Below are 20516 nucleotides of genomic sequence, written 5' to 3'. Positions count from 1 at the left end.
CTCGGGCACAGCGGGTGGTCGATAAGGGGGGATATCAAGACTGGAAGAGAAGTATCGCTTCCGCGCGGATTACCTTCTGGCAATGACGTCGCAGACGGATCGATCCGATTGCTCGAGGGGTGCGGTCGGACGTCGAAGGCCGTCGCGCAACTGCCAGTAGGAGGAGACAGTGGGATGGAACAGCCGATGGGCGATCAAATGGAAGACATTCGCGTTACAGAGGGGCGAAGTCGGGGGTCGACCTCCCACCTCCTAAATTGTGATCGTGGAAAGGTACACGGCATGAGTGACACGCACCGCCTGTCCGAAGACGCCTGGGAGCACATGGCTCTCGACACTCTCGGCGAGCTCGCTTGGAAGCCGGTAAACGGCGCGGCGATCGCTCCCGGGACAGGCGAGCGCGCCTCCTGGGACGAGTTGCTGATCGTGCCGCGACTGCGGTCGGCGATCGCCAAGTTCAACCCCGACCTGCCGCCTCACGTGGTCGACGAGGCCGTGACGCACGTCGTCACCGCAGGATCTACCCACGCAATCGCCGAGAACGAGGTGATTCACGGGTACCTGACCGGAGGGCTCCGTAAGGTCAGCTATGTCGATGATTCGGGTGTCGAGGTAACGCCGACCATCCGCCTGCTGTCCGCCGACGCCGACGACAACGACTGGCTGGCCGTGAACCAGGTGACCGTCGTCCAGGGCGACTTCCGACGTCGCTTCGACATCGTGCTCTACCTCAACGGAATGCCGGTCAGCATCATCGAATTGAAACGAGCGGGCAGGGAGCACGCCGGGCTCGTCGAGGCGCATGCGCAGCTCGAAACCTATGTGCGCGAGTTCCCCCTCGCTTTCCGGTTCGCCGTCTTCAGTCTCGTTTCCGATGGAATCACTGCCCGCTACGGAACACCGTTCACTGCGTTCAACCACTTCGCGCCGTGGAACGTGGACGACGACGGAAAACCGGTCGAGCGCGAGGATCTCTCACCCGACTCGACGCCACTCGACGTCGCGCTGCACGGTTTGTACACGCAGGGGCGTTTTTTGGCGCTGCTGCGCGGCTTCACCGCGTTCGACAAGGGCGAAGGCGGTCTGGTCAAACGAATCGCGAAGCCGCACCAGTACTTCGCGGTCGCGAAGGCGATCGGATCGACCGTCCACGCGGTCGAGAGCAACGGCAAGGCCGGCGTCGTCTGGCACACTCAGGGTTCGGGCAAGTCCATGGAAATGGAGCTGTACGCCAATCAGGTGATCCGGCACCCCCGACTGGCGAACCCGACCATCGTCGTCATCACCGACCGAAACGAACTCGACGGCCAGCTGTACGAGACGTTCGCGCGATCGCAGCTGTTGCCCGAGCAGCCGCAGCAGATCCGGAAACGTGAAGAACTCCGGCAGGAGTTGTCCGGACGAACCACCGGCGGGATCTACTTCACCACACTCCAGAAGTTCGGAAAGACCAAGGAGGAAAAGGACGCCGGCGAGAGCCACCCACTGCTGTCGTCGCGCAGGAACATCGTGGTAGTGGTCGATGAGGCACACCGCAGCCACTACGACAACCTCGACGGCTATGCCCGACACCTCCGGGACGCACTCCCGCACGCAACGCTTATCGCGTTCACCGGAACGCCGATCTCCTTCGAAGAACGAGATACCCGTGCGGTGTTCGGCGACTACATCGACATCTACGACCTCACGCGCGCTGTGGCCGACGGAGCCACCGTTCCGGTCTACTTCGAGAGCCGGCTCGTCAAGGTGTCGTTCACCGACGGGCTGACCGAGGAACAACTCGACGCTGCTGCCGACGCCGCCACCGAGGGCCTCGATGACACCGACCGTGATCGCATCGAGAAAAGCGTCGCCGTCGTCAACGCCGTCTACGGGGCGCCCGCCCGAGTGCGGAAGCTCGCTGCGGACATCGTCGAGCACTGGGAGACTCGACGGAAAGCCATGAGCGGTTTCATCGCCTCCGACGACAACCCGACCGCACCCGGCAAAGCGATGATCGTCGGTGCAACCCGCGAGATCTGCGCCAACCTCTACAGCGAGATCGTGAAGCTCCGTCCCGAGTGGCATTCCGACGACCTCGCGACCGGCCGAATCAAAGTGGTCTACTCAGGTAACGCGACCGATACTGCACCGATCAGTGCACACGTACGGCGGGACTCCGCCAACGCCACGATCAAGAAGCGGCTCAAGGATGTCGACGACGAACTCGAGATCGTCATCGTCAAGGACATGATGCTCACCGGGTACGACTCTCCTCCGCTGCACACCATGTACCTGGACCGCCCGCTCAGGGGTGCCCTCCTGATGCAGGCGCTTGCTCGCGTCAACCGAACCTTCCGGGGAAAAGAAGACGGATTACTGGTCGCGTACGCTCCGATCGCGGATAATCTCGCGGCTGCTCTCGCCGAGTACACGGAGTCGGATCAGAAATCGAAGCCGCTGGGTCGCGACATCGATGCGGCAATCGACACCGCCAAAGACCTGATCACCGTGATCGAGAATCTGCTGCACGGTTTCGACTGGCGCGCGAAGTTGGCGGTGAAGGGACCCAGGGCCTACTTCGACGCCGCCAACGCGACGGTCAACCACCTGCGCGACCCTCGCAATCCCGAGAACCAAGTAGGAGAGGGGGAGGAAACTCTCGCGGCTCGGTTCCGCAAGTTCTCGTCCCAGCTGTCCCGTGTGTGGGCAATCTGCGGCAATCGTGAGGAACTGCGGGAGCAGGCACCCACCGCCGCCTTCTTCGAAGAAGTGCGCGTGTACATGGCCAAATGGGATGCCGAGGCGCGCCACGCCCGCGGCGAGGCGGTACCGGAGGACGTCCGGCGGGCACTGCGCCAGCTGATGGCTGCCTCCGTCGAATCCGGTGAGGTTCTGGACATCTACGACGCCGCCGGCATGCCGAAGCCGCAGCTTGCCGACATCAACGTGGATTTCATCAACAAGACCAAGCAGGCGAAGAACCCGAACCTTGCGATCGAGGCCTTGAGGCGCCTCATCGACGAGGAGTCGCGCAAGGCGGCCAAACACAACGTCGTCCGCCAGCGTGCGTTCTCCGAGAAGTTGCAGGATCTTATGGTGAAGTACACCAACAGCCAGCTCACTTCCGCCGAAGTGATCGCGGCGCTGGTCGAGGTCGCGAAGGAAGTGGTGGCGGAATCGGACCGAGGGAAGAAGTTCACGCCCCCTCTGGACGAGAACGAACTCGCGTTCTACGACGCGGTCGCCCAGAACGAGTCCGCGGTCGAAGAACAGGGCGCGGGCAAGCTCGCCGACATCGCCCGCGATTTGGTCGCGGTAATGCGCCGCGACGTCCGGACCGACTGGACTCTGCGCGAGGATGTCAAGGCCAAGCTGCGTTCACAAATCAAGCGTCTTCTCATCAAGCACAAGTATCCGCCGGACAAGCAGCCCGAGGCGATCAAGCTGGTCCTCGAGCAGATGGAAGTTCTCGCTCCGACGATCGCAGCGTAGGAAGGGCACCCGTGAGTACTTGTTAACGTGCGGCGGTTAACAAGTACTCACGGGTGGCGGAGCCGCAACAAACGGGGCGAAGAGCCGGGCGGTGTTCGCCGACGCCGCCGCGGTGTCGGCGGGTGGGTTGGCGATGAAGCTCAGGGCGAGCCGGACGATGGCGTGCGCGATGACGTCCGCGTCGTCCGGGGAGGAGTTCACCCACGACCGTTGCAGCGTTTGTGCGAGCCGTTCGGCCGCGGGTCGGATGATGATGTTGCTGTCCGTCGTGATCAGGCGCAGCAGATCTTCGGGTGCCTTCCCCTGGTGCAGAGACATCACCAGGGGATCGGCTCCGCTGAGTTCGAAGAACGTCGCATACCCGTGCCGCAGCGCCGTTGTCGCGTCGCCGGGGTTCTCGTACAGAGCGGATTCGATGACGGTGACGAGGCTGTCGGTCAGCCGAAGTGCGTAGCCCTCCGCCAGGCCGCGCCGCGATCGGAACTCTTTGTAGATCGTCTGCCTGCTCAGCCCCGCGGCGACCGCGACGTCGGTCATGGTGATTGTCGGCCAGGGACGTTCAGTCAGCAGTTCCCGAAGCGCATCGAGGGTGGTCTCCCGCATCAGCGACGTCGCGGCCAGCCGGTATCGACTCTGTCGCTCGGTGCGGTCGTCTGCGGACATGACCTCGATGCTAGCGGGCGACCGGAACCCGACCTTCCCGCTCGCCGGTGAGCACGTCGGTCAGAGCAACCGACTCGTCCGCCAGCGCGGCGCGGTCGACTGTGTCGCCCCGGGCGATCATCGTGCGCACGGTTCGGAGGTCTTTCGGGCGGCCCACGGCGATGACCCCGACCGGCGTGCTCCCACGGACCGCGACCGCTGTGAAATCGCGATCGTCGATCGAACCGCGGATCACGTAGTCGTCGTCGAAACGGGTCGCGCCGGCGAACTGCACGGTGTGGCCGTACTGCGTGGACCACCCCCACGGAACGTCGGTGAACGGCGCGGGCTTTCCGAGGATGGAGTGCGCGGCGGCAATCCCCTGCGCCTGAGCGCCGTTCCAATGTTCGGAACGGTAACGCTCCGAGTCACGCACACCGGGGATGTCGGCCGCGTCGCCGGCCGCGTAGACGCCGTCGGCCGACGTGCGAAACTGCCCATCGACGGTGATGCCGTTGTGGACGCGCAGTCCCGCCGCGACCGCGAGCGTCACCTCGGGGACGGTGCCGACCGACACGAGGACGGTGCCGGCACTCCAGCTGCGACCGTCGTCCGCGGTGGCGCGGGCGGAGCCGTCGTCGCTCACGTCGAGCGACGACAGTGCGACATCCGTACACACGTCCACGCCGTTCTCGGAGTGCAGCGACGCGATCATCGTCGAGATTTCTGGGGGCACAATTCGACTGAGGAGCGACCGGTCTCGTTCGAGGACGGTGACCTCCGCGCCGAGCGACCGCGCCGTGGCCGCGACCTCACATCCGATGAGACCCCCGCCGATCACGAGCAGGGAACTGGTGCACCGAATCGATTCGCGGAGGGAATCGGCATCGGCCATCGACCGCAGAGTGAACACGTGCGCACCGGAGACACCCTCGAGTTTCCGGGCCCGGCCACCGGTCGCGAGCAGCAGAGCACTGAATGACAGTGTTACTCCGGACGAGAGCGTCAGCAACTTCCGCCGGGTGTCGAGTTCGACTGCCGTTGCACCGGTGATTAATTCGATATCTCTTTCCTTCCAGAAAGAGCCCGGCTTGAGTGCGGTCTTCTCCGCCGCCGTGGCACCCGACAGGAAGTCTTTCGACACCGTCGGACGCCGATAGGGCGGCGCGGGTTCGTCTCCGATCATGACGACGCGTCCGCTGAAGCCTTCCGACCGGAGCGTCTGCGCGGCGCTCGCCCCCGCGATACCGGACCCGACGATGACCACCGTCGACAGTTCCGTGGAGTGATTCGACATTGCGCTCACGCCCGGCTGACCTCGACCATGTCGAAGTCCGCCTTGGCGGCCCCGCAGTCGGGGCACGACCAGTCCTCGGGAATGTCGTCCCACCTGGTGCCGGGCTCGATGCCGTCCTCCGGCCAGCCCTCGGCCTCGTCGTACTCGAATCCGCATTGGACGCAGCGGTAAAGCTTGAAATCGGTGCTCATGTCACGCCACCCTCGGGTCGAAATCGATCTTCTCGCGGACCCCGCAGTCGGGGCAGCACCAGTCGTCGGGCACGTCGGCCCACGCGGTGCCGGCGGGGAATCCCTCACGCGGTGCGCCGGACGCCTCGTCGTAGACGTAGTCGCAGACCGGGCATTGGTAGGCGGCCATCACCGAACTCCGCCGCTGTACTTGGCCAGCACCTTCTCGCGCTTGCCGGGTTGGATGTTCACACGGGTGATGTCGCCGTCGTAGTGGTCGAGCACGCGGTGATCCATCACCTTGCGCCAGAGCGGCGGGAAGTACGCGAGCGTGATCATGCTGGCGTAGCCACTCGGCAGGTTGGGGGCGCCGTCCATGCTCCGGAGCGTCTGGTAGCGCCTGGTCGGGTTCGCGTGATGGTCGCTGTGGCGCTGCAGGTGGTACAGGAAGATGTTGGTGACGATGTGGTCGGAGTTCCAGCTGTGTGCGGGAGCGCAGCGCTCGTAGCGGCCGCTGGCGGTCTTCTGACGCATCAAGCCGTAGTGCTCGAGGTAGTTGACCGTCTCGAGGAGAGAAAATCCGTAGACGGCCTGAATGATCAGGAACGGGATGACGACCGGACCGAATATGGCGATGAGCGCACCGAACAGCACCACCGACATGAGCCAGGCATTGAGCACGTCGTTGTGAATGCTCCACGTGCTCTTGCCGAGTCGCTGCATCCGCGTCTTCTCGAGCTCCCAGGACGACTTCAGGCTTCCCCAGACACTGCGGGGCAGGAACGTCCAGAAGCTTTCTCCGAAGCGTGAACTCGCCGGGTCCTCCGGCGTGGCGACCCGAACGTGGTGGCCCCGGTTGTGCTCGATGTAGAAGTGGCCGTAGAACGTCTGCGCGAGAGTGATCTTGGCCAGCCACCGTTCGAGCTCGGTTTTCTTGTGACCCATCTCGTGTGCGGTGTTGATGCCGATGCCGCCCATGACGGCGACGCTGAACGCGACGCCGATCTTCGACACCAGTCCGAGGCCGCCGCCGATGCCGAGCCAGGAGAGGTTGTCTGCCGACCAGAGGTAGCACGCGAAGACGAGGCTCGCCAGCTGGAACGGGATGAACACGAACGTGCAGTACCGGTAGTACCTGTCGTTCTCGAGCTGTTCCATCACTTCCTCGGGAGGGTTTTGGCCGTCGGGCCCGAAGAACCGGTCGAGGAGGGGGAGCAGTCCGAACAACAGCAGTGCGCCGATCCACCACCACACCGGTGCTGCCGCCGACCATCCCAGTTGGTTGAAGGCCCACACGAGCCCCGCAGCGAGGAACAGTGAGGTCGGGGGAATCAATCCCATCAACCACAGGTAGCGCTTGCGGTCACGCCACGCTTCCGGTGGTGCCTCTCCTGCCATCCTGCTGATATTCGACGTCGTCACGATGCGAACCTCCTCGTCCAGTAGCCGTGCCGGTATGAACCAGCTCACTCTCATTTGGACAGTACACGGACTTGGATCCAGCGTCTAGACAAAACCATGGATTTGTAAATCTGGCGAGGTGCAGTTCTAACGCGGGGGTCTCCGCTGCCGATAGAGAGGTCGACACCGTTGCACCGTGCTGAGGAGGCCCTCGATGTTCCGTGACCCCGGACTTCCCGACTGGCTCGAATTCGTCCTGGGCCTGCTCGGGTACCGCTGGTAGCTCCGCCCGTGAGTACTTGTCAACCACCGGTGGTTGATAAGTACTCACGGGCGAAGCATTTCACCGCCTTCCGCGGTCCCACACGCGCTGCGTCTGCTCGGCGATGTCAGAGTGGTGGGTCTGCTGGAAGTTGCGTCCACCGCGGGCGAAGGTGTGCACGGTCGCGGGCGGTACGTCGAGCTCGGCGACGGGTGCGTCGAGCCACTCGCAGTCTCGGAGGTGTACCAGATCCACAGCCGCGGCCTCCGGACTCGAGTCGTAGCGCCACGGACCGTCGATCCGGCCGAGGAGGTAGAGCCCGTCGGCGTCACGCGACCAGACGAACGATCCGTCCAGCACCTGCGTGAAGCGTTCGAGCCGGCGTGCGGCCGGATCACCGTAGGTGCGCTCGGTCGCGTCGAGCGCCTCACTCAGATCGACGGGAGGTGAGGCCAGCAACCCGCCGATTCCACACACGTTCATGGCGAGCGCGCGCTGCACCGCGAGCCCTGGGTCCACGTCGTCGCGACGGGAACGCATCGGTGCGCGGTAGACGTCGGTGGGTGTCATACGTATGGATTCTCCCTGACGCCGAACCGCGACAGCACTCTTCGGCAATCGTCCACCCGGGTAAACTAGAACCTGTTACATTCGCGGGAGGGGTGCTACTTCTGGAACTCGGAGAGAACTCATGACATACCGCGTCGTCGAATGGTCCACCGGTACGGTCGGGCGTCACGCCATCGCAGGGATCGACGCCCGCGACGACCTCGAACTGGTCGGCGTGTGGGTGTCCAACCCGGAGAAGGTCGGGAAGGACGCCGGGGAGCTGGCCGGTCTCGGAAGAGAACTCGGCGTGGCGGCGACCGACGACAAGGCGGCGCTTCTCGCTCTGAAGCCGGACTGCATCGTGCACACCGCGATGACGGACGACCGCATCTTCGACGCCATCGAGGAGCTGATCTCGTTCCTCGAGGCCGGCATCAACGTCGTGTCCTCCGGACCCGTTCTGTTGCAGTACCCGATCGGTGTGGTCCCGGACGAACTCGTCGACCGCATCCACCGCGCCGGCGAGCAGGGAGACGCGAGCCTCCACGTGAACGGTATCGACCCCGGGTTCGCGAACGATGTTCTCCCGCTGGCCATGACGAGCCTGTCGCAGCGGATCGACGAGGTGCGCTGCGCCGAGATCGCCGACTACTCAACTTATTACCAGCCGGTGGTGATGAGTGAGATCTTCGGTTTCGGCAAACCTGTCGAGGAGACGCCGATGCTGTTCCAGCCGGGCGTGCTGTCGCTTGCGTGGGGGAGTGTCGTCCGCCAGATCGCCGTGGGACTGGACCTCACGCTCGACGGGCCGCTGCTGGAGAAGTTCGAACGCATCCCCGCCGAGAAGGATCTGGACATTCTGTCGTGCCACATCGCGAAGGGAACGGTGGCGGCAGTGCGGTTCGAAGTCGTCGGCACGGTCGACGGGGTGCCGCGCGTGGTCCTCGAGCACGTCACTCGCACCCACCCCGAACAGAAACCGGACTGGCCGAAACCCACCCGCGGCGACGGGTGCTACCGCATCGACATCATGGGCGAGCCGATGATGACCGTCGAGTTCAACCACCACGGCGAAAACGGCGACCACAACGTGTCGGGGATGATCGTCACCGCGATGCGGCTGGTGAATTCGGTGCACGCGGTGGTCGAGGCGAAGCCCGGGCTGGTGACCGCACTCGACCTGCCTCTCGTCACCGGCCGCGGATTATGCGCTTCGCGCTTGTGAGTACTTGTTAACCGCCCGTGGTTAATAAGTACTCACAGGCCGAAGGCACTGAGCGCATTTCGGAGACCGTCGGGGCGCTCCGCGAGGGGAACGGGTTCGACGAGTGCGAACGCGCAGCCCACCTTGCGTGCGGCGCCGTCGGCTTCCTCGCTGTCGCCGATCATGAGAGTGCGTTCGGGCTCGGAGCCGAGTGCGGTAAGGGCGTGCTCGAAGATCTTCGGGTCCGGTTTGATCGCACCCACCTCGAACGACAGCACGAACGCGTCGACGAGATGCTCGACTCCCAGATCCGCGAACGCGGGCCGGATGTCGAACGCGATGTTGCTCAGCACCGCGATCTTGATTCCACGGTCCTTCAGTGACGCAAGCACTTCCGCGGTGTCGGGATATGCGCTCCAGCACCCCGGGTCGATCACCCGCTCGTACAGCCCGACCGCCTGGTCCTCGTGCGCGACCCCGGACTTGCGCAAGACGTCGAGGTACGCCTGCCGGTGGAACCGAGGGTCGAGGTCGCGGTTGGTCCACGCGTGGTGCTCGGCCGCGTCCATCTCGACGGTCTGACCGACCGGCGCCGTCATGCGCCGCATCAATTCGGCCTGCTGGTGGAGCTCGAACGGTTCACCGTCGTGGTCGGTGAGGTCGGCCATCCAGCTGTCGTCCTCCTCCAGCCGGAACAGCGTGCCGGAGAAGTCGAAGATCACTGCGTCGAAGTCGGTGAGATCGGAAGCCACGTTTTCCAGGCTAACGCGCGGTGCGCTCGACTTCAGGGTGAAGCCGGACGGGGTCAGTCGACTTCGAGTTCACCCATCAGCGACCACTCGGTGCCGTCGATCGTGGTGTTGATGATCCGCGGTGTCTGTGCGAGGGCGGGTTTCAACTCGCGCATGGCGGCTTGGAAATGCTCGCTCTGCACGTGGGCGACGGCGGCGTCGTCGTCACGGAATGCCTCGACGAGGACGTACAAGTTCGGATCCTCCACCGCCCGCGACCAGTAGAACCACAGGTTGCCCGGTTCGTTCCGGGTCGCGTCGGTGAACGGCTGCACCAGGTCGAGCCAGCCGTCCGCGTGGTCCGGTTTCACGGTGAAGTTGACGACGATGAAAATCACGGCTGCCTCACTTCTCGAGTCGACGATTCGAATCCTACGCGCGCGATTCGTTCGGATCCCCGACCGAGCGGCGTAGCCGGGTGAGGATGCGGGTGAAACTGTCGGGGTCGTCCAGGGCACGCGCGAGGACGAGCGCGCCCTGGATTCCCGCGACGACCTCCTCGGCGAGCGGCCGCGACTGCCTGCCGTGGCCGGCGTCGGCGAGGGCGCCGGCGAGCGAATCGACCCAGTCGGTGAAGTAGGCACGGACCCGGTCGGCGAAGCGGTCACGTTCGAGGCCGAGCGCGAACGCGCCGAACAGGCAGATTCGGCGTCCCGGCCGGAAGTACGTTTCGACCTCGTCGAACATCCGCTCCAGACGGGCGGCGGCGGGCTCGGACCCGCGCAGCGGCAGGTGCACGGCGGTCTGGAACCAGGCGTCGACCTCGTCGAGGACGGCCTCGGCCATCTCGTCCTTGCCGCGGGGGAAGAAGTTGTACAGGCTGCCTTTGCCGAGTCCGGTGTGCTCGGTGATGACGGCCAGGCTCGCGCCGTCGAACCCGTGGGATCGGAACACCTCCGCCAGCACGGGGACGACGTCGCCGCGCTCGGCTACTGCTCGGGGCATGACTACTCCTCGTGTGCCGGTCAGAGGCCGAGATCGCTCAGCCCGGGATGATCCGACGGTCGCACGCCGGACATGTCCCAGAAGAACTTGCGGTCGGATTCGTCGATCGGCACGTCGTTGATGCTGGCGTGACGCCACCGCATCAGACCGTTGTCGTCGAACTGCCAGTTCTCGTTGCCGTACGCGCGGAACCACTGCCCGTCGGTGTCGTGGAACTCGTACGCGAACCGGACCGCGATCCGATTCCCGTCGTGCGCCCACAGTTCCTTGATCAGACGGTATTCCAGTTCGCGGTCCCACTTCCCGGCGAGGAAGTCGACGATCTCGCGGCGCCCCTGCAGAAAGGTGGACCGATTGCGCCACCGACTGTCCTCGGTGTAAGCCTGCGCGACCTTCTCGGGATCACGGGAATTCCAGCCGTCCTCGGCGGCGCGAACCTTCGCGATCGCGGTGTCGAGCGTGAACGGGGGTACGGGTGGGCGAACGGACATGGTGAGCGCTCCTCCGGGAGGTGTTGTACCTATCAGTACAGACTGTACCAATTGGTACAGTCTGTACTGTCCAGGGTTGCGGCGGACACGCGGCACGGGCGAAGCCCCCGCCGTGACGGCGAGGGCATCGGCCGAGCGTGAAACCTAGTGCGTTTCGGCGAGTTCCGCGCCGATACCGGTCTCTGCGCGCACCAGCATCTCGGCGAACTTCTCGTCTCGATCCGCCGAACGTCCGTGAAGGCGTTCGCCGGCGAGGGAGCCGATCACGGCGGCGGCCAGCCCGAGCGGCATCGTGATGATCACCGGCAACTGAATGGTCAGCGGCGCCGGACCACTCCCGAGCCAGAGCGCCTCCGTGAACATCAGACTGACCACGGTGGATCCTAATCCCACCGAGATGCCCCACACGGCGCCTGTGCTGTTGAACCGCCGCCAGTTGAGGCTGAGCAGCAGGCTGGGCAGGTGCGCACTGCCTGCGACCATGAAGGCCATACCCATGAAGTAGGTGATGTTGGTGGTGTCGCCGATCGCCATCGTCAGTCCGATCGCGACGACGCTGAACGCGACCGCCGCATACCGGGCGATCTTCGCCTCGCGGGCATCCGCAGTCTCCGTGCCGGCGTCGGCGGATTTCCGGCGGGTGAGGGTGGGCCACACGTCGTGGGCGAACGTTCCCGCAGCCGAGATCACGACGCCCGCGACGACCGCGACGATACTCGCGAATGCGACGGCTGCCACCATGGCCAGCGCGATCGAACCACCGATGGTGCCGACGCCTCCGCCGAGTTCCGTGACCAGCGTGGGTGCCGCGAGATTGCCGCCGGCGCCGACGCGATCCGCCCCGTCGGGACCGAGAAGCGCGGCGGTGCCGAAGCCCATGACGATGACGATCAGGTAGAAGATGCTGCACAGCGCGACGGTCCAGCCCAGTGACTTCCGGGCCGTCGCGGCCTCGGGGACGGTGAAGAAGCGAATCAGGATGTGCGCCATACCGGCCGTGCCGAGCGCGAACGCCAGGGAGTACGAGATCAGGTTGATCGCACCGGTCTGCCCGAAGATCAGGCCCGGCGAGAGGATGGCATCTCCGGCCGCGGCGTTCGAGGTTGCCGCCCCGAGCATGCCGGGGACGCTGAAGCCGAACTTCGCGAGGATCCCGAGGCACACCACGATCGCCAGGATCGACAGAATGGACGACTTGATCACTTGAACCCACGTGGTCGCCAGCATTCCGCCGACGAAGACGTAGATGCCCATGAGTGATCCGGCGACCACGACGGACAGGCCGAACGGGATCCCCGAGACGGACTCGAGCAGTACGCCGGCCGCCACGAGTTGGGCGAGCAGCACGAACGTGCCGGTGACGATGGTGCTGAGTGCAACCACCACCCGGACGCGACGTGCGCCGGTCCGGAACACCAGAACATCGGCGAGCGTGAACTTTCCGACGTTCCGCATCTTCTCGGCGAGGAGGAAGAGGACGGGGAGGAAGGAGACCACCGACGTGCACAGAATGACGGCGCCGTCGACGCCCTTGTAGAAGATCAAGCCCGTGGTGCCCAGGAAACTGCCCGCGGAGATGAATTCACCGGCGATCGCGAAACCGTTCTGCCAGCCGGTGATCGAGCGTCCCGCAGCGAAGAATCCGGTGGCGCTACGGCTTCGGCGCGATGCGGCGAACGTCACCCACAGCGTGAGCGAGATGACGGCGGCACAGATGCCGATGGCGAGGAAATCGGCGTCGCCGGTCATGAGGCACGCTCCTGATCACGTTGCGCGATGGCCCGGACGGCGGCATCGGCGGCGGGTTGGATGAAGGTACGGGAGAGGCGGAAGTACGCGTACACGAGCACCCAGGTGCCGGCGAACTGGGAGAACACCACCCACAGCGACAGTGGAATGCCGAATGCCGTGTTGTCGCCGAGGAGTTCGGGGAAGAAGGCGAATCCGACGAGAAACCCCGAGAACAGTGCGATCGCGATCAGGCCGAGTCCGGTGGTGACGGCCCGGCGTCGTCGCCGCAGTTCGACGAACTCCGGCAACGCGAGGATCGGTGACCAGACGGCTGCGCTCGCCGCGGTGGCGGGGGACTCGGTGGTCACGCGTTCACCGCCGCACGTCGCGCCGAGTCGAGCGCGAACTGGTTCTCGTCCCAGCCCTCCGTGAGCGGACCGAAGTAGTGGAAGCGCACCTGCTTGACGCGGTACAGCCAGCGGCCGTCGACCTTGACGGCCTCGTCCGTGTAGCGGCCGGCGGCGATCGAGGCGTTGCCGTCGGATACGCAGGGCTGCCAGAGGAACGAGCGGACGGTGGCGCGATCGCCGTCGAGGTCGATCTCCAGGTTGGTGATGAAGTGCCAGAACGCGGTGAGCCCGCCGGGTGCGAGGCCGGCGAAGAACGCCCGCATCTCGCTCTTGCCCTTCGGGTTGGACAGCCCGTCGAATTCGCCGTCGTCGGTGAACAGATCCATCAGGGCGTCCCAGTTGCCGTCGTCGAGATGGCGGCAGTACTGCGCGTCGAGGTACCGGATGGCCTCCAGGTCTTCGAGGCGGCGGATTCGTTCTTCGAGGGTGCTCAAGGTGGCATACCTCCACGGTGTGAGGAGCGGAATGCGCGAACCGGTAATTAACAATCGTTCACGTGATCTGGACCATAACGGACGCGCTACCATCGGTCAACACCGTGCGCCGCTCACCCTGTCCGCCGTGCGTGATGCGTGGTGAGCTGCATTTTCTTCAGGGTGTATTGCCCGCGCCTCGGGTGGCACCTACCCTCCGAGGGATGAACACTCGGTCAAGCGGTGCAGTGATTCCCTCCGTCCGGCAGCGGATCCTGGACGCGGCGCTGGAGGAGTTCTATACCGCCGGCTTTCACGCGGCGACCATGCGCACCATCGCCAAACGTGCTGGCTGCAGCGCCGCCAACGTGTACAACCATTTCGAGAACAAGGACGAGCTCCTGGTCGAGATTCTGCGGTCGGCCAGTGACGAGCAGTTCACCGCCACCCGGACCGCCCTGCGGAGGGCAGGGTCCGCACCGGCGGAGCAGTGGACGGCTGCGGTGGTCGCGCATTCGCTGTACACCGCCCGCAACCAGCAAGCCTGCCTGGTGGCGAACACCGAATTGCGGTACCTCGACGAGGTGGACCGCAAACGGGTCGTGGGCTCGCGCGACGCGCAGGAGCATTTGTTCGTCACCATCGCGGAGGCGGGTGTGGCCGGCGGCGACTTCGACGTCCCCCACGTTCACCAGGCGGTGACCGCGGTGCTCACCATGTGCGCGGGAATCGCGCTCTGGTACCGCCCGGACGGACCGTTGTCCGCGCAGGCGGTCGCGGACTCGTACGGCGTCTATGCGCTCAACCTGGTCGGATACCGTCCCGCCTGAATCGGGGAGATTCGGCATTGACGGTGCGTTCCCGTCCGTGCTGTACTGGGTGAACAAGCGTTAATGTGATCCGAGTGTGGAACCGCGAGTTCTCCCGAGTCACGCGCCCCGTAGTTCGAGTGGATGAGGAGTGTCCATGACTCACCGGCCGTCACAGCCGCGTACCGACTCACCGCGGTATCTGACCGAGGACCGGGTGGCGATCCGCGACCTGGCTCGCGATTTCGCGATGAAGCAGGTGCTCCCGGTCGCGAACGAACTCGACCCGGTGCAGGGCACCATCCCCGACACGTTGAAGAAGGCGATGGCCGAGGTCGGGTTCTTCGGGATCATGATCCCCGAGGAACATGGCGGCCTCGGTCTCGGAGTGTTCGAGTACTGCCTGGTCGCGGAGGAGTTGTCCCGCGCGTGGATGAGCGTGTCGGGGCTGTTGGCCCGCGGTAACGGGATGGGCGGCGGATTCACCCCGGAGCAGGAGGCGGCGTTGCTGCCGAAGGTCGCCCGCGGCGAGTACCTCGGCGCGTACGCACTGTCGGAGGCCGAGGCCGGATCAGATGTGGCGAACATTTCTTGCCGCGCGACCCGCGACGGCGACGACTGGGTGATCAGCGGTACCAAGATGTGGTGCACGTACGCCGACGAGGCCGACTACCTGGTGCTGTTCGCGCGCACCGATCCGAACAAAGATCCGGCGAAACCGCACCGCGGGATCAGCGCGTTCCTGATCGAGAAGCAGCGCGGCGGGTTCCCCGAAGGGATCAGCGGGACGAAGATCCGCAAGATCGGATATTTCGGGTGGAGCACGTGGGAGCTCTCGTTCGACAATTTCCGGGTTCCCGCCACGGCCATGCTCGGTGAGGAGGGCAAGGGCTTCTACCTGGCGGTGTCCGGTCTCGAGGTGGGGCGGGCGCATACCGCGGCCCGCGCGATCGGTCTGGCGCGGGGCGCGTTGGAGGATTCGATCGCGTATCTGCACACCCGCAGGCAGTTCGGGCACGAGTTGGCCGATTTTCAGCACCTGCGGTTCAAGGTCGCGACGATGGCCGCCGACATCGAGGCCGCCCGGCAATTGATGTACTCGGTGGCCACCGATATCGACACCGGCCGGCGGTGTTCGCTGGAGGCGTCGATGTGCAAATTGGTGGCGACGGAGATGGCCGAGCGGGTCACGAGTGAGGCGGTGCAGATTCACGGCGGCGCCGGGTACACCACCGACTTCCAGGTCGAACGGCATTGGCGCGATGCGCGGTTGACGAAGATCTTCGAGGGCACCAGCGAGATCCAGATGCGGATCATCTCCGACGAACTCCTGGGAAGGGCGGGCGAATGAGCACACTCACCACGAGCATCGCCGTCGGCGATCGCACTGTGAGCGACGCCCGGCGAGTCTCCGAACTCGGACTGTCATGGCCGGAGGCGTCGTTGACGGGAATCGTCGTGGCGGGAGTACTCGCTCCGGCGACGACGTCCGGTGCCACACGCACCGGACTGCAATGGAATTCGCAGTACGCGGTGGCGGGCGACGACGTCGTCCACGTCGAGTCCGTCGTCACGCGCGTCGAACAGTCCGAGACCGGAGCCGAGTTCGATCGCCACGTGCGGCTCGTCGACGAGGCCGGGTCGATTCGCGAGGAGGGAATCGAGACGTGGCGTTCGCCCGAACCGTCCGAGGTGCGATTCGATCCCGGTGTCGACTTCTGCACACCGGCCTGGGGAGAGCGTCTCCGCGAATCTCTCTCCACCGATCCAGCCTTCGCGTCCTCACTGTCGACGTGGGACGGCACCGTGGGTCTGCGTTGCACCGACTCCTCGGGCCGGGCCCGCGAACTGCAGCTGCGGATCTACCGCGGAACGATCATCGACGTCGCCCGCCGCGTCCCGGGTGGGGCCACGTTCACGCTCATTGCCCCGGCTGTCACCTGGGTCGACCTCGTGTTCGCCGAACGGAACGATTTCATGCGCCGCGCCATCAGTGGTGAATTCTCCTCCAGCGGTAACGGGTACGAGTACCTGCGCCTGACCAAACCACTCGACATCATCATCGCCCACGCCCGCAGCGCCGCACGTGAGTGGCAAAGCGTGTCGGGGCACTCTTTGCCACTCACGTGCGGAAGGGAGGCCCGGCCATGATCGAGGCCCGATACCTGGAGATCGACGGAGCGCTCGGCTTCGTCGAGATCATCACCCCCGACAATCAGCCGGACACCGAGGCGCCCATAGTTCTGTGCCTGCACACCGCAGGCCAGAGCGGAGTCCAGTGGCGGCGCGTCGCGTCCGAACTGGCAGGCCGGGGCTACCGGGTGATCGTCCCCGACCTTCCGGGGCACGGACGTTCCGAGCCCGCGGTCGACGGTCCCGTCACCAGCATCGTCACGTTCGGAGACTGGCTCGGGAAGGTCCTCGATGCGCTCGCCGTCGAACGGCCCTTCGTCGTCGGGTGTTCCATCGGTGGCAAGCTGACACTCGAGCTCGCCACGCGGTCGTCGAGGCCGCTGGCCGGAGCGATTGCGATGGCAGCGGAGGCCGGTCCCGGCCGCGTCAACGTGGGTGGGCTGCGCCGCGAACTCGAGGATGTCGCCGGGCCCAGCCGCGCCGACCGCACGTACCTGGGCACGCTCGCCTCCGTCGGACATACCGTGCCCGAGGCGAAGGCGGACCTGATCGCCACGATGCACAAGCGTGAGGACCCGGAGATCTCGTCCTCCGACCTGATCGGCTGGGGCACGCACGACGTGCGCGACCGGATCGCCGAGATCACCTGTCCTCTCAGGCTCGTCGCCGGAGCGCAGGATCCGTGGATCGACGCCGGACGCGTCGAGCAAACCGTGTCGGCGCTCGACGCCGCCCGTCCCGGACTTGCGTCGTTCACTCTGCTCGAGGGCATCGGCCACTACCCCATGGAGGAGATCGACGATTTCGCCTCGATGGCGGACGAGTGGTTGACCGATCTGCGTGCGGCGGTGGTGCTCTCGTGACGGCGCACGACACGGCGACGCGTCGTGACACACTCGCCTCGCTGCTCGACGAACTCGTGACCGCCGACCCGGGTGCCGCTGCCGCCCTCGACGTCGTCGACGGCGAGCCGATCGTCACCAGCCGCAGCGAACTCCGAGCCCGCGTCGACGGCCTGAAGTCGGAACTCCTGCGCGTCGGCGTCCGGCGCGGCCAGTGTGTGGCCGTCCTGCTGCCGAACTGGTCGGACGCGATCGTCTGGCAACTCGCCGCGTCCGCCGTGGGTGCACACGTCATCGGCGTCAACACCCGCTACAACACCCACGAGATCGCACACATCCTCACCTCGGCGCGCCCCGCGGTGGTCGCCGTGGCCGATCACTTCCACGGTCTCGACCTGTTCGGACGACTCGGAGAGGCACAGCACTCCCTCGACCTCCCGGCGCCGGCAGTCGCCGTCGTGCGCGGTCCCGGAACGACGGGCGACGCCCCCGACCCGGCGCGATTCGACCTCGGCGGTGGCGCCTGGACAGCGGGCAGCGCGGATACCGGCACCGTCCAGGTGCCGGTGACACCCGACATGGCGACCATCACCGCTGCGGGCGAGCGGGCTGCCCCGGACGACGTGCTCGCGGTCGCGTTCACGACATCCGGATCCACGGGTGTTCCCAAACTCGCAGCCCATCGCGAATCGGCGGTGGTCCGGCACGCGCGAGCCGACGCCGTCGTCCTTGCCGTCGAACCGGGAGACGTCACCCTGTGCGTGCTGCCGGTGTCGGGGGTGTTCGGATACAGCACCGCCCTGGCCACTCTCGCAGGCGGCGGCACGCTGCTGATGGAGCCCGTCTTCGACGCCGCGGTCACGCTGGCCCGGATGGAGTCGCTGAAGGTCACGCACGTCGTCGGCGGCGACGATCTCTTCACCCGGCTCCACGACACGTGGCACGCGGGTAACCGTGCCGACCTGTCGTCGTTGAAGCGCCTCGGCATCGCCGACTTCCTCGGCCGCTCGCACGAGGTGGCCGCGTGGGTGCGTGACGAGTTCGGTGCCGTGACCACGGGTGTCTTCGGGTCGTCCGAGGTGTTCGCCCTGATGCTGCTGTGGGATGCCGCGGACCCGGAATCCCTGCGCTGGAACGGCGGTGGGCGCCCGGTCGAACCCGGCATCGAGGTTCGCATCGTCGATCCGCTCGACGACTCGGTGCTTCCGGACGGTGAGCAGGGTGAGCTTCAGGTGCGCGGACCGAACGTCGTCGACGCCTACCTCGGCAATCCGGATGCGGCCGCACGGGCGTTCACGAGGGACGGGTGGTTCCGCAGCGGCGACCTCGCCGTCGCGACCGGCGACGGAGGCTATACGTATGTATGCCGAATGGGGGACGTGCTCCGGCTACGCGGGTTCCTGGTGGACCCCGCCGAGATCGAGCACCGGCTGGCCGAACACGACGCCGTCCACCTGACGAAGGTCGTGGGCATCACCGGCACCGGCGGATACACCGAGGCGGTGGCGTTCGTCGTCCCCACCGAAGGCACGGAGGCCGGCGCCGCCGAGCTCAGGGCCTGGTGCGCAGAGTCGCTGGCGGCGTTCAAGGTTCCCGCCGCGGTGCACGTGATCGAGGAAATGCCGACCACCGTGGGCGGCAACGGAGCCAAGATCCGAGCGGTCGAACTGCGTGAATGGGCGCAGCGCTGGACCGATCACGAAAGGGATTTCCGCAGTGCCTGAAAATACGAATGCCCGGGCGGACGACGTCGTCGTCTGCGAGCCCCTGCGCACCCCCGTGGGCCGATACGGCGGGCAGTTCAAGGACGTGCCTGCCGCCGATCTCGGCGCTCGGGTGGTGTCCGAACTGCTCGCGCGGACGAAGGTGGATCCGGGCCGAGTCGACGACGTGATCTTCGGTCAGTGCTACCCGAACGGGGAGGCGCCTGCCATCGGCCGGGTCGTGGCCCTGGACGGGGGAATGCCGGTGACGGTTCCCGGTCAGCAACTCGACCGTCGTTGCGGATCCGGTCTGCAGGCGGTGCTCGACGCGGCGATGCGGGTGCAGACAGGGATCGCCGAGCTGGTGATCGCCGGCGGCGTGGAATCGATGAGCCGCGCCGAATACTACACGGAGTCGATGCGCTGGGGAGCCAAAGGTGCGCCGGCAGCGCTCCTCGACAGGCTCGCCCGCGGTCGTGTCACCGCAGGCGGACGCAACTATCCGGTGCCGGGCGGCATGCTCGAGACGGCGGAGAACCTGCGCCGCAAGTACGACATCAGCCGTCGAGAGCAGGACGAGCTCGCGGTGAGTTCCCACCGGCGGGCGGTCGCCGCGATCGACTCGGGAAAGTTCGCCGAGGAGATCGTGCCGGTGGAAGTTCCCGTCCGGAAGGGCGATCCGCAGGTCGTCGATCGGGACGAGCACCCCCGTGCCGACACGACAATCGAGTCGCTCGCTCGGTTGCGGCCCATCATGGGCGCCACCGACCCCGAGGCGACCGTCACCGCCGGCAACGCCAGCGGGCAGAACGACGGTGCGGCAGCATGCCTCGTCACCACCCGGGCGGAGGCGGAGCGTCTGGGGCTCCGGCCCCTCGCACGCCTGGTCACCTGGGCGGTTGCGGGGGTGGAGCCGTCCGAGATGGGCATCGGACCGGTGCCGTCCACCGAACGGGCCCTGAAACGCGCCGGGCTGACCCTCGCCGACATCGACCTCATCGAACTGAACGAGGCCTTTGCCGCGCAGGCGCTGGCCGTCACGCGCGAATGGAACTTCGGTGCACAGGATTTCGACCGCACCAATGTCAACGGCTCGGGAATCTCGCTCGGGCACCCCGTCGGCGCGACGGGAGTGCGGATCCTCACCACACTGCTGCGCGAGATGGACCGTCGCGGAGTCCGTTACGGCCTGGAGACGATGTGCATCGGCGGTGGCCAGGGGCTGACCGCCATCTTCGAAAGGGTCTGA

Annotated in this window: 21 protein-coding genes; 8 read left to right on the top strand and 13 right to left on the bottom strand. The window is 65.9% G+C overall.

The features are described 5' to 3' along the window. The first annotated feature begins 282 nt into the window (after nucleotides 1-282). Nucleotides 283-3474: a type I restriction endonuclease subunit R gene (locus tag FND50_RS30990; protein WP_144289206.1), complete on the top strand. Its 3192-nt coding sequence runs from the start codon at nucleotides 283-285 to the stop codon at nucleotides 3472-3474. A 36-nt stretch (nucleotides 3475-3510) separates the two neighbouring features. Here the strand turns inward: FND50_RS30990 and FND50_RS30985 are convergent, their stop codons facing one another. The 6 genes from FND50_RS30985 to FND50_RS30960 form a co-directional block, all read right to left on the bottom strand. Then, nucleotides 3511-4137: a TetR family transcriptional regulator gene (locus tag FND50_RS30985; RefSeq protein WP_144288244.1), complete on the bottom strand. Its 627-nt coding sequence runs from the start codon at nucleotides 4135-4137 to the stop codon at nucleotides 3511-3513. A gap of 10 nt (nucleotides 4138-4147) precedes the next feature. Next, the gene (locus tag FND50_RS30980) at nucleotides 4148-5413 is read right to left on the bottom strand and encodes an NAD(P)/FAD-dependent oxidoreductase (RefSeq protein WP_144289205.1); all 1266 of its coding nucleotides are present in this window, start codon (nucleotides 5411-5413) and stop codon (nucleotides 4148-4150) included. Between the two features lie 5 nt (nucleotides 5414-5418). Next, nucleotides 5419-5604, bottom strand: coding sequence for a rubredoxin (locus tag FND50_RS30975; protein WP_005251084.1), 186 nt, complete (start codon nucleotides 5602-5604; stop codon nucleotides 5419-5421). Between the two features lies 1 nt (nucleotide 5605). After that, entirely contained in the window at nucleotides 5606-5773 is a 168-nt protein-coding gene (locus FND50_RS30970; protein WP_005259056.1) for a rubredoxin, read from the bottom strand. Then, nucleotides 5773-7005 (bottom strand): alkane 1-monooxygenase, encoded by a 1233-nt coding sequence (locus FND50_RS30965; protein ID WP_144288243.1) that lies wholly within the window; start codon nucleotides 7003-7005, stop codon nucleotides 5773-5775. The genes FND50_RS30970 and FND50_RS30965 overlap by 1 nt, the downstream gene beginning before the upstream one ends. Before the next feature lie 322 nt (nucleotides 7006-7327). Further along, a complete protein-coding gene (locus FND50_RS30960) occupies nucleotides 7328-7816 on the bottom strand; it encodes a GAF domain-containing protein (protein ID WP_144288242.1) in 489 nt (162 codons plus the stop codon). A 121-nt stretch (nucleotides 7817-7937) separates the two neighbouring features. Here FND50_RS30960 and FND50_RS30955 point away from each other — a divergent pair, with 121 nt between their 5' ends. After that, nucleotides 7938-9020, top strand: coding sequence for a diacylglycerol kinase (locus tag FND50_RS30955; protein ID WP_144288241.1), 1083 nt, complete (start codon nucleotides 7938-7940; stop codon nucleotides 9018-9020). A 32-nt stretch (nucleotides 9021-9052) separates the two neighbouring features. On the opposite strand, the gene FND50_RS30950 is transcribed toward FND50_RS30955, so the two are convergent. The 7 genes from FND50_RS30950 to FND50_RS30920 all read right to left on the bottom strand — a co-directional run bounded on the left by FND50_RS30950 (nucleotide 9053) and on the right by FND50_RS30920 (nucleotide 13801). Further along, entirely contained in the window at nucleotides 9053-9751 is a 699-nt protein-coding gene (locus FND50_RS30950; RefSeq protein WP_144288240.1) for an HAD family hydrolase, read from the bottom strand. Between the two features lie 53 nt (nucleotides 9752-9804). Further along, nucleotides 9805-10128 (bottom strand): putative quinol monooxygenase, encoded by a 324-nt coding sequence (locus FND50_RS30945; protein ID WP_144288239.1) that lies wholly within the window; start codon nucleotides 10126-10128, stop codon nucleotides 9805-9807. Nucleotides 10129-10162: 34 nt separating this feature from the next. Further along, on the bottom strand, nucleotides 10163-10735 hold the full coding sequence (locus FND50_RS30940; protein WP_144288238.1) for a TetR/AcrR family transcriptional regulator: 573 nt from the start codon (nucleotides 10733-10735) through the stop codon (nucleotides 10163-10165). A 20-nt stretch (nucleotides 10736-10755) separates the two neighbouring features. Next, a complete protein-coding gene (locus FND50_RS30935; protein ID WP_144288237.1) occupies nucleotides 10756-11226 on the bottom strand; it encodes a nuclear transport factor 2 family protein in 471 nt (156 codons plus the stop codon). A gap of 144 nt (nucleotides 11227-11370) precedes the next feature. Then, a complete protein-coding gene (locus FND50_RS30930) occupies nucleotides 11371-12975 on the bottom strand; it encodes a cation acetate symporter (protein WP_144288236.1) in 1605 nt (534 codons plus the stop codon). Beyond that, on the bottom strand, nucleotides 12972-13325 hold the full coding sequence (locus FND50_RS30925; protein ID WP_144288235.1) for a DUF485 domain-containing protein: 354 nt from the start codon (nucleotides 13323-13325) through the stop codon (nucleotides 12972-12974). Before FND50_RS30925 ends, FND50_RS30930 begins: the two co-directional genes overlap by 4 nt. Beyond that, on the bottom strand, nucleotides 13322-13801 hold the full coding sequence (locus FND50_RS30920; RefSeq protein ID WP_005259034.1) for a nuclear transport factor 2 family protein: 480 nt from the start codon (nucleotides 13799-13801) through the stop codon (nucleotides 13322-13324). Before FND50_RS30920 ends, FND50_RS30925 begins: the two co-directional genes overlap by 4 nt. Before the next feature lie 203 nt (nucleotides 13802-14004). On the opposite strand from FND50_RS30920, the gene FND50_RS30915 reads away from it, so the two are divergent. The 6 genes from FND50_RS30915 (at nucleotide 14005) to FND50_RS30890 (ending at nucleotide 20516) form a co-directional block, all read left to right on the top strand. Next, nucleotides 14005-14610 (top strand): TetR/AcrR family transcriptional regulator, encoded by a 606-nt coding sequence (locus tag FND50_RS30915; protein WP_050998621.1) that lies wholly within the window; start codon nucleotides 14005-14007, stop codon nucleotides 14608-14610. Nucleotides 14611-14746: 136 nt separating this feature from the next. Further along, nucleotides 14747-15940 (top strand): acyl-CoA dehydrogenase family protein, encoded by a 1194-nt coding sequence (locus FND50_RS30910; RefSeq protein WP_005259030.1) that lies wholly within the window; start codon nucleotides 14747-14749, stop codon nucleotides 15938-15940. Beyond that, a complete protein-coding gene (locus tag FND50_RS30905; RefSeq protein WP_144288234.1) occupies nucleotides 15937-16740 on the top strand; it encodes a hypothetical protein in 804 nt (267 codons plus the stop codon). The genes FND50_RS30910 and FND50_RS30905 overlap by 4 nt, the downstream gene beginning before the upstream one ends. Next, nucleotides 16737-17585, top strand: a complete 849-nt coding sequence (locus FND50_RS30900; RefSeq protein WP_144288233.1) for an alpha/beta fold hydrolase — start codon at nucleotides 16737-16739, stop codon at nucleotides 17583-17585. The genes FND50_RS30905 and FND50_RS30900 overlap by 4 nt, the downstream gene beginning before the upstream one ends. Further along, nucleotides 17582-19288, top strand: a complete 1707-nt coding sequence (locus FND50_RS30895; RefSeq protein ID WP_144288232.1) for an AMP-binding protein — start codon at nucleotides 17582-17584, stop codon at nucleotides 19286-19288. The genes FND50_RS30900 and FND50_RS30895 overlap by 4 nt, the downstream gene beginning before the upstream one ends. Continuing rightward, complete coding sequence (locus tag FND50_RS30890) at nucleotides 19281-20516, top strand: acetyl-CoA C-acetyltransferase (protein WP_144288231.1); 1236 nt, start codon at nucleotides 19281-19283, stop codon at nucleotides 20514-20516. Before FND50_RS30895 ends, FND50_RS30890 begins: the two co-directional genes overlap by 8 nt.

It is taken from the genome of Rhodococcus sp. WB9 (assembly GCF_007558985.1).
GTDB lineage: Bacteria > Actinomycetota > Actinomycetes > Mycobacteriales > Mycobacteriaceae > Rhodococcus_F > Rhodococcus_F opacus.
The sequence above is the reverse complement of the archived record's forward strand: the minus strand, read 5'-3'. Positions and strand labels throughout refer to the sequence as shown.

What these genes read in the sequence shown, in the direction of transcription:
- FND50_RS30990 (WP_144289206.1), top strand. Translation starts at nt 283, where the DNA reads ATGAGTGACACGCACCGCCTGTCCGAAGACGCCTGGGAGCACATGGCT.
- FND50_RS30985 (WP_144288244.1), bottom strand. Translation starts at nt 4,137, where the DNA reads ATGTCCGCAGACGACCGCACCGAGCGACAGAGTCGATACCGGCTGGCC.
- FND50_RS30980 (WP_144289205.1), bottom strand. Translation starts at nt 5,413, where the DNA reads ATGTCGAATCACTCCACGGAACTGTCGACGGTGGTCATCGTCGGGTCC.
- FND50_RS30975 (WP_005251084.1), bottom strand. Translation starts at nt 5,604, where the DNA reads ATGAGCACCGATTTCAAGCTTTACCGCTGCGTCCAATGCGGATTCGAG.
- FND50_RS30970 (WP_005259056.1), bottom strand. Translation starts at nt 5,773, where the DNA reads ATGGCCGCCTACCAATGCCCGGTCTGCGACTACGTCTACGACGAGGCG.
- FND50_RS30960 (WP_144288242.1), bottom strand. Translation starts at nt 7,816, where the DNA reads ATGACACCCACCGACGTCTACCGCGCACCGATGCGTTCCCGTCGCGAC.
- FND50_RS30955 (WP_144288241.1), top strand. Translation starts at nt 7,938, where the DNA reads ATGACATACCGCGTCGTCGAATGGTCCACCGGTACGGTCGGGCGTCAC.
- FND50_RS30940 (WP_144288238.1), bottom strand. Translation starts at nt 10,735, where the DNA reads ATGCCCCGAGCAGTAGCCGAGCGCGGCGACGTCGTCCCCGTGCTGGCG.
- FND50_RS30935 (WP_144288237.1), bottom strand. Translation starts at nt 11,226, where the DNA reads ATGTCCGTTCGCCCACCCGTACCCCCGTTCACGCTCGACACCGCGATC.
- FND50_RS30930 (WP_144288236.1), bottom strand. Translation starts at nt 12,975, where the DNA reads ATGACCGGCGACGCCGATTTCCTCGCCATCGGCATCTGTGCCGCCGTC.
- FND50_RS30915 (WP_050998621.1), top strand. Translation starts at nt 14,005, where the DNA reads ATGAACACTCGGTCAAGCGGTGCAGTGATTCCCTCCGTCCGGCAGCGG.
- FND50_RS30910 (WP_005259030.1), top strand. Translation starts at nt 14,747, where the DNA reads ATGACTCACCGGCCGTCACAGCCGCGTACCGACTCACCGCGGTATCTG.
- FND50_RS30905 (WP_144288234.1), top strand. Translation starts at nt 15,937, where the DNA reads ATGAGCACACTCACCACGAGCATCGCCGTCGGCGATCGCACTGTGAGC.
- FND50_RS30900 (WP_144288233.1), top strand. Translation starts at nt 16,737, where the DNA reads ATGATCGAGGCCCGATACCTGGAGATCGACGGAGCGCTCGGCTTCGTC.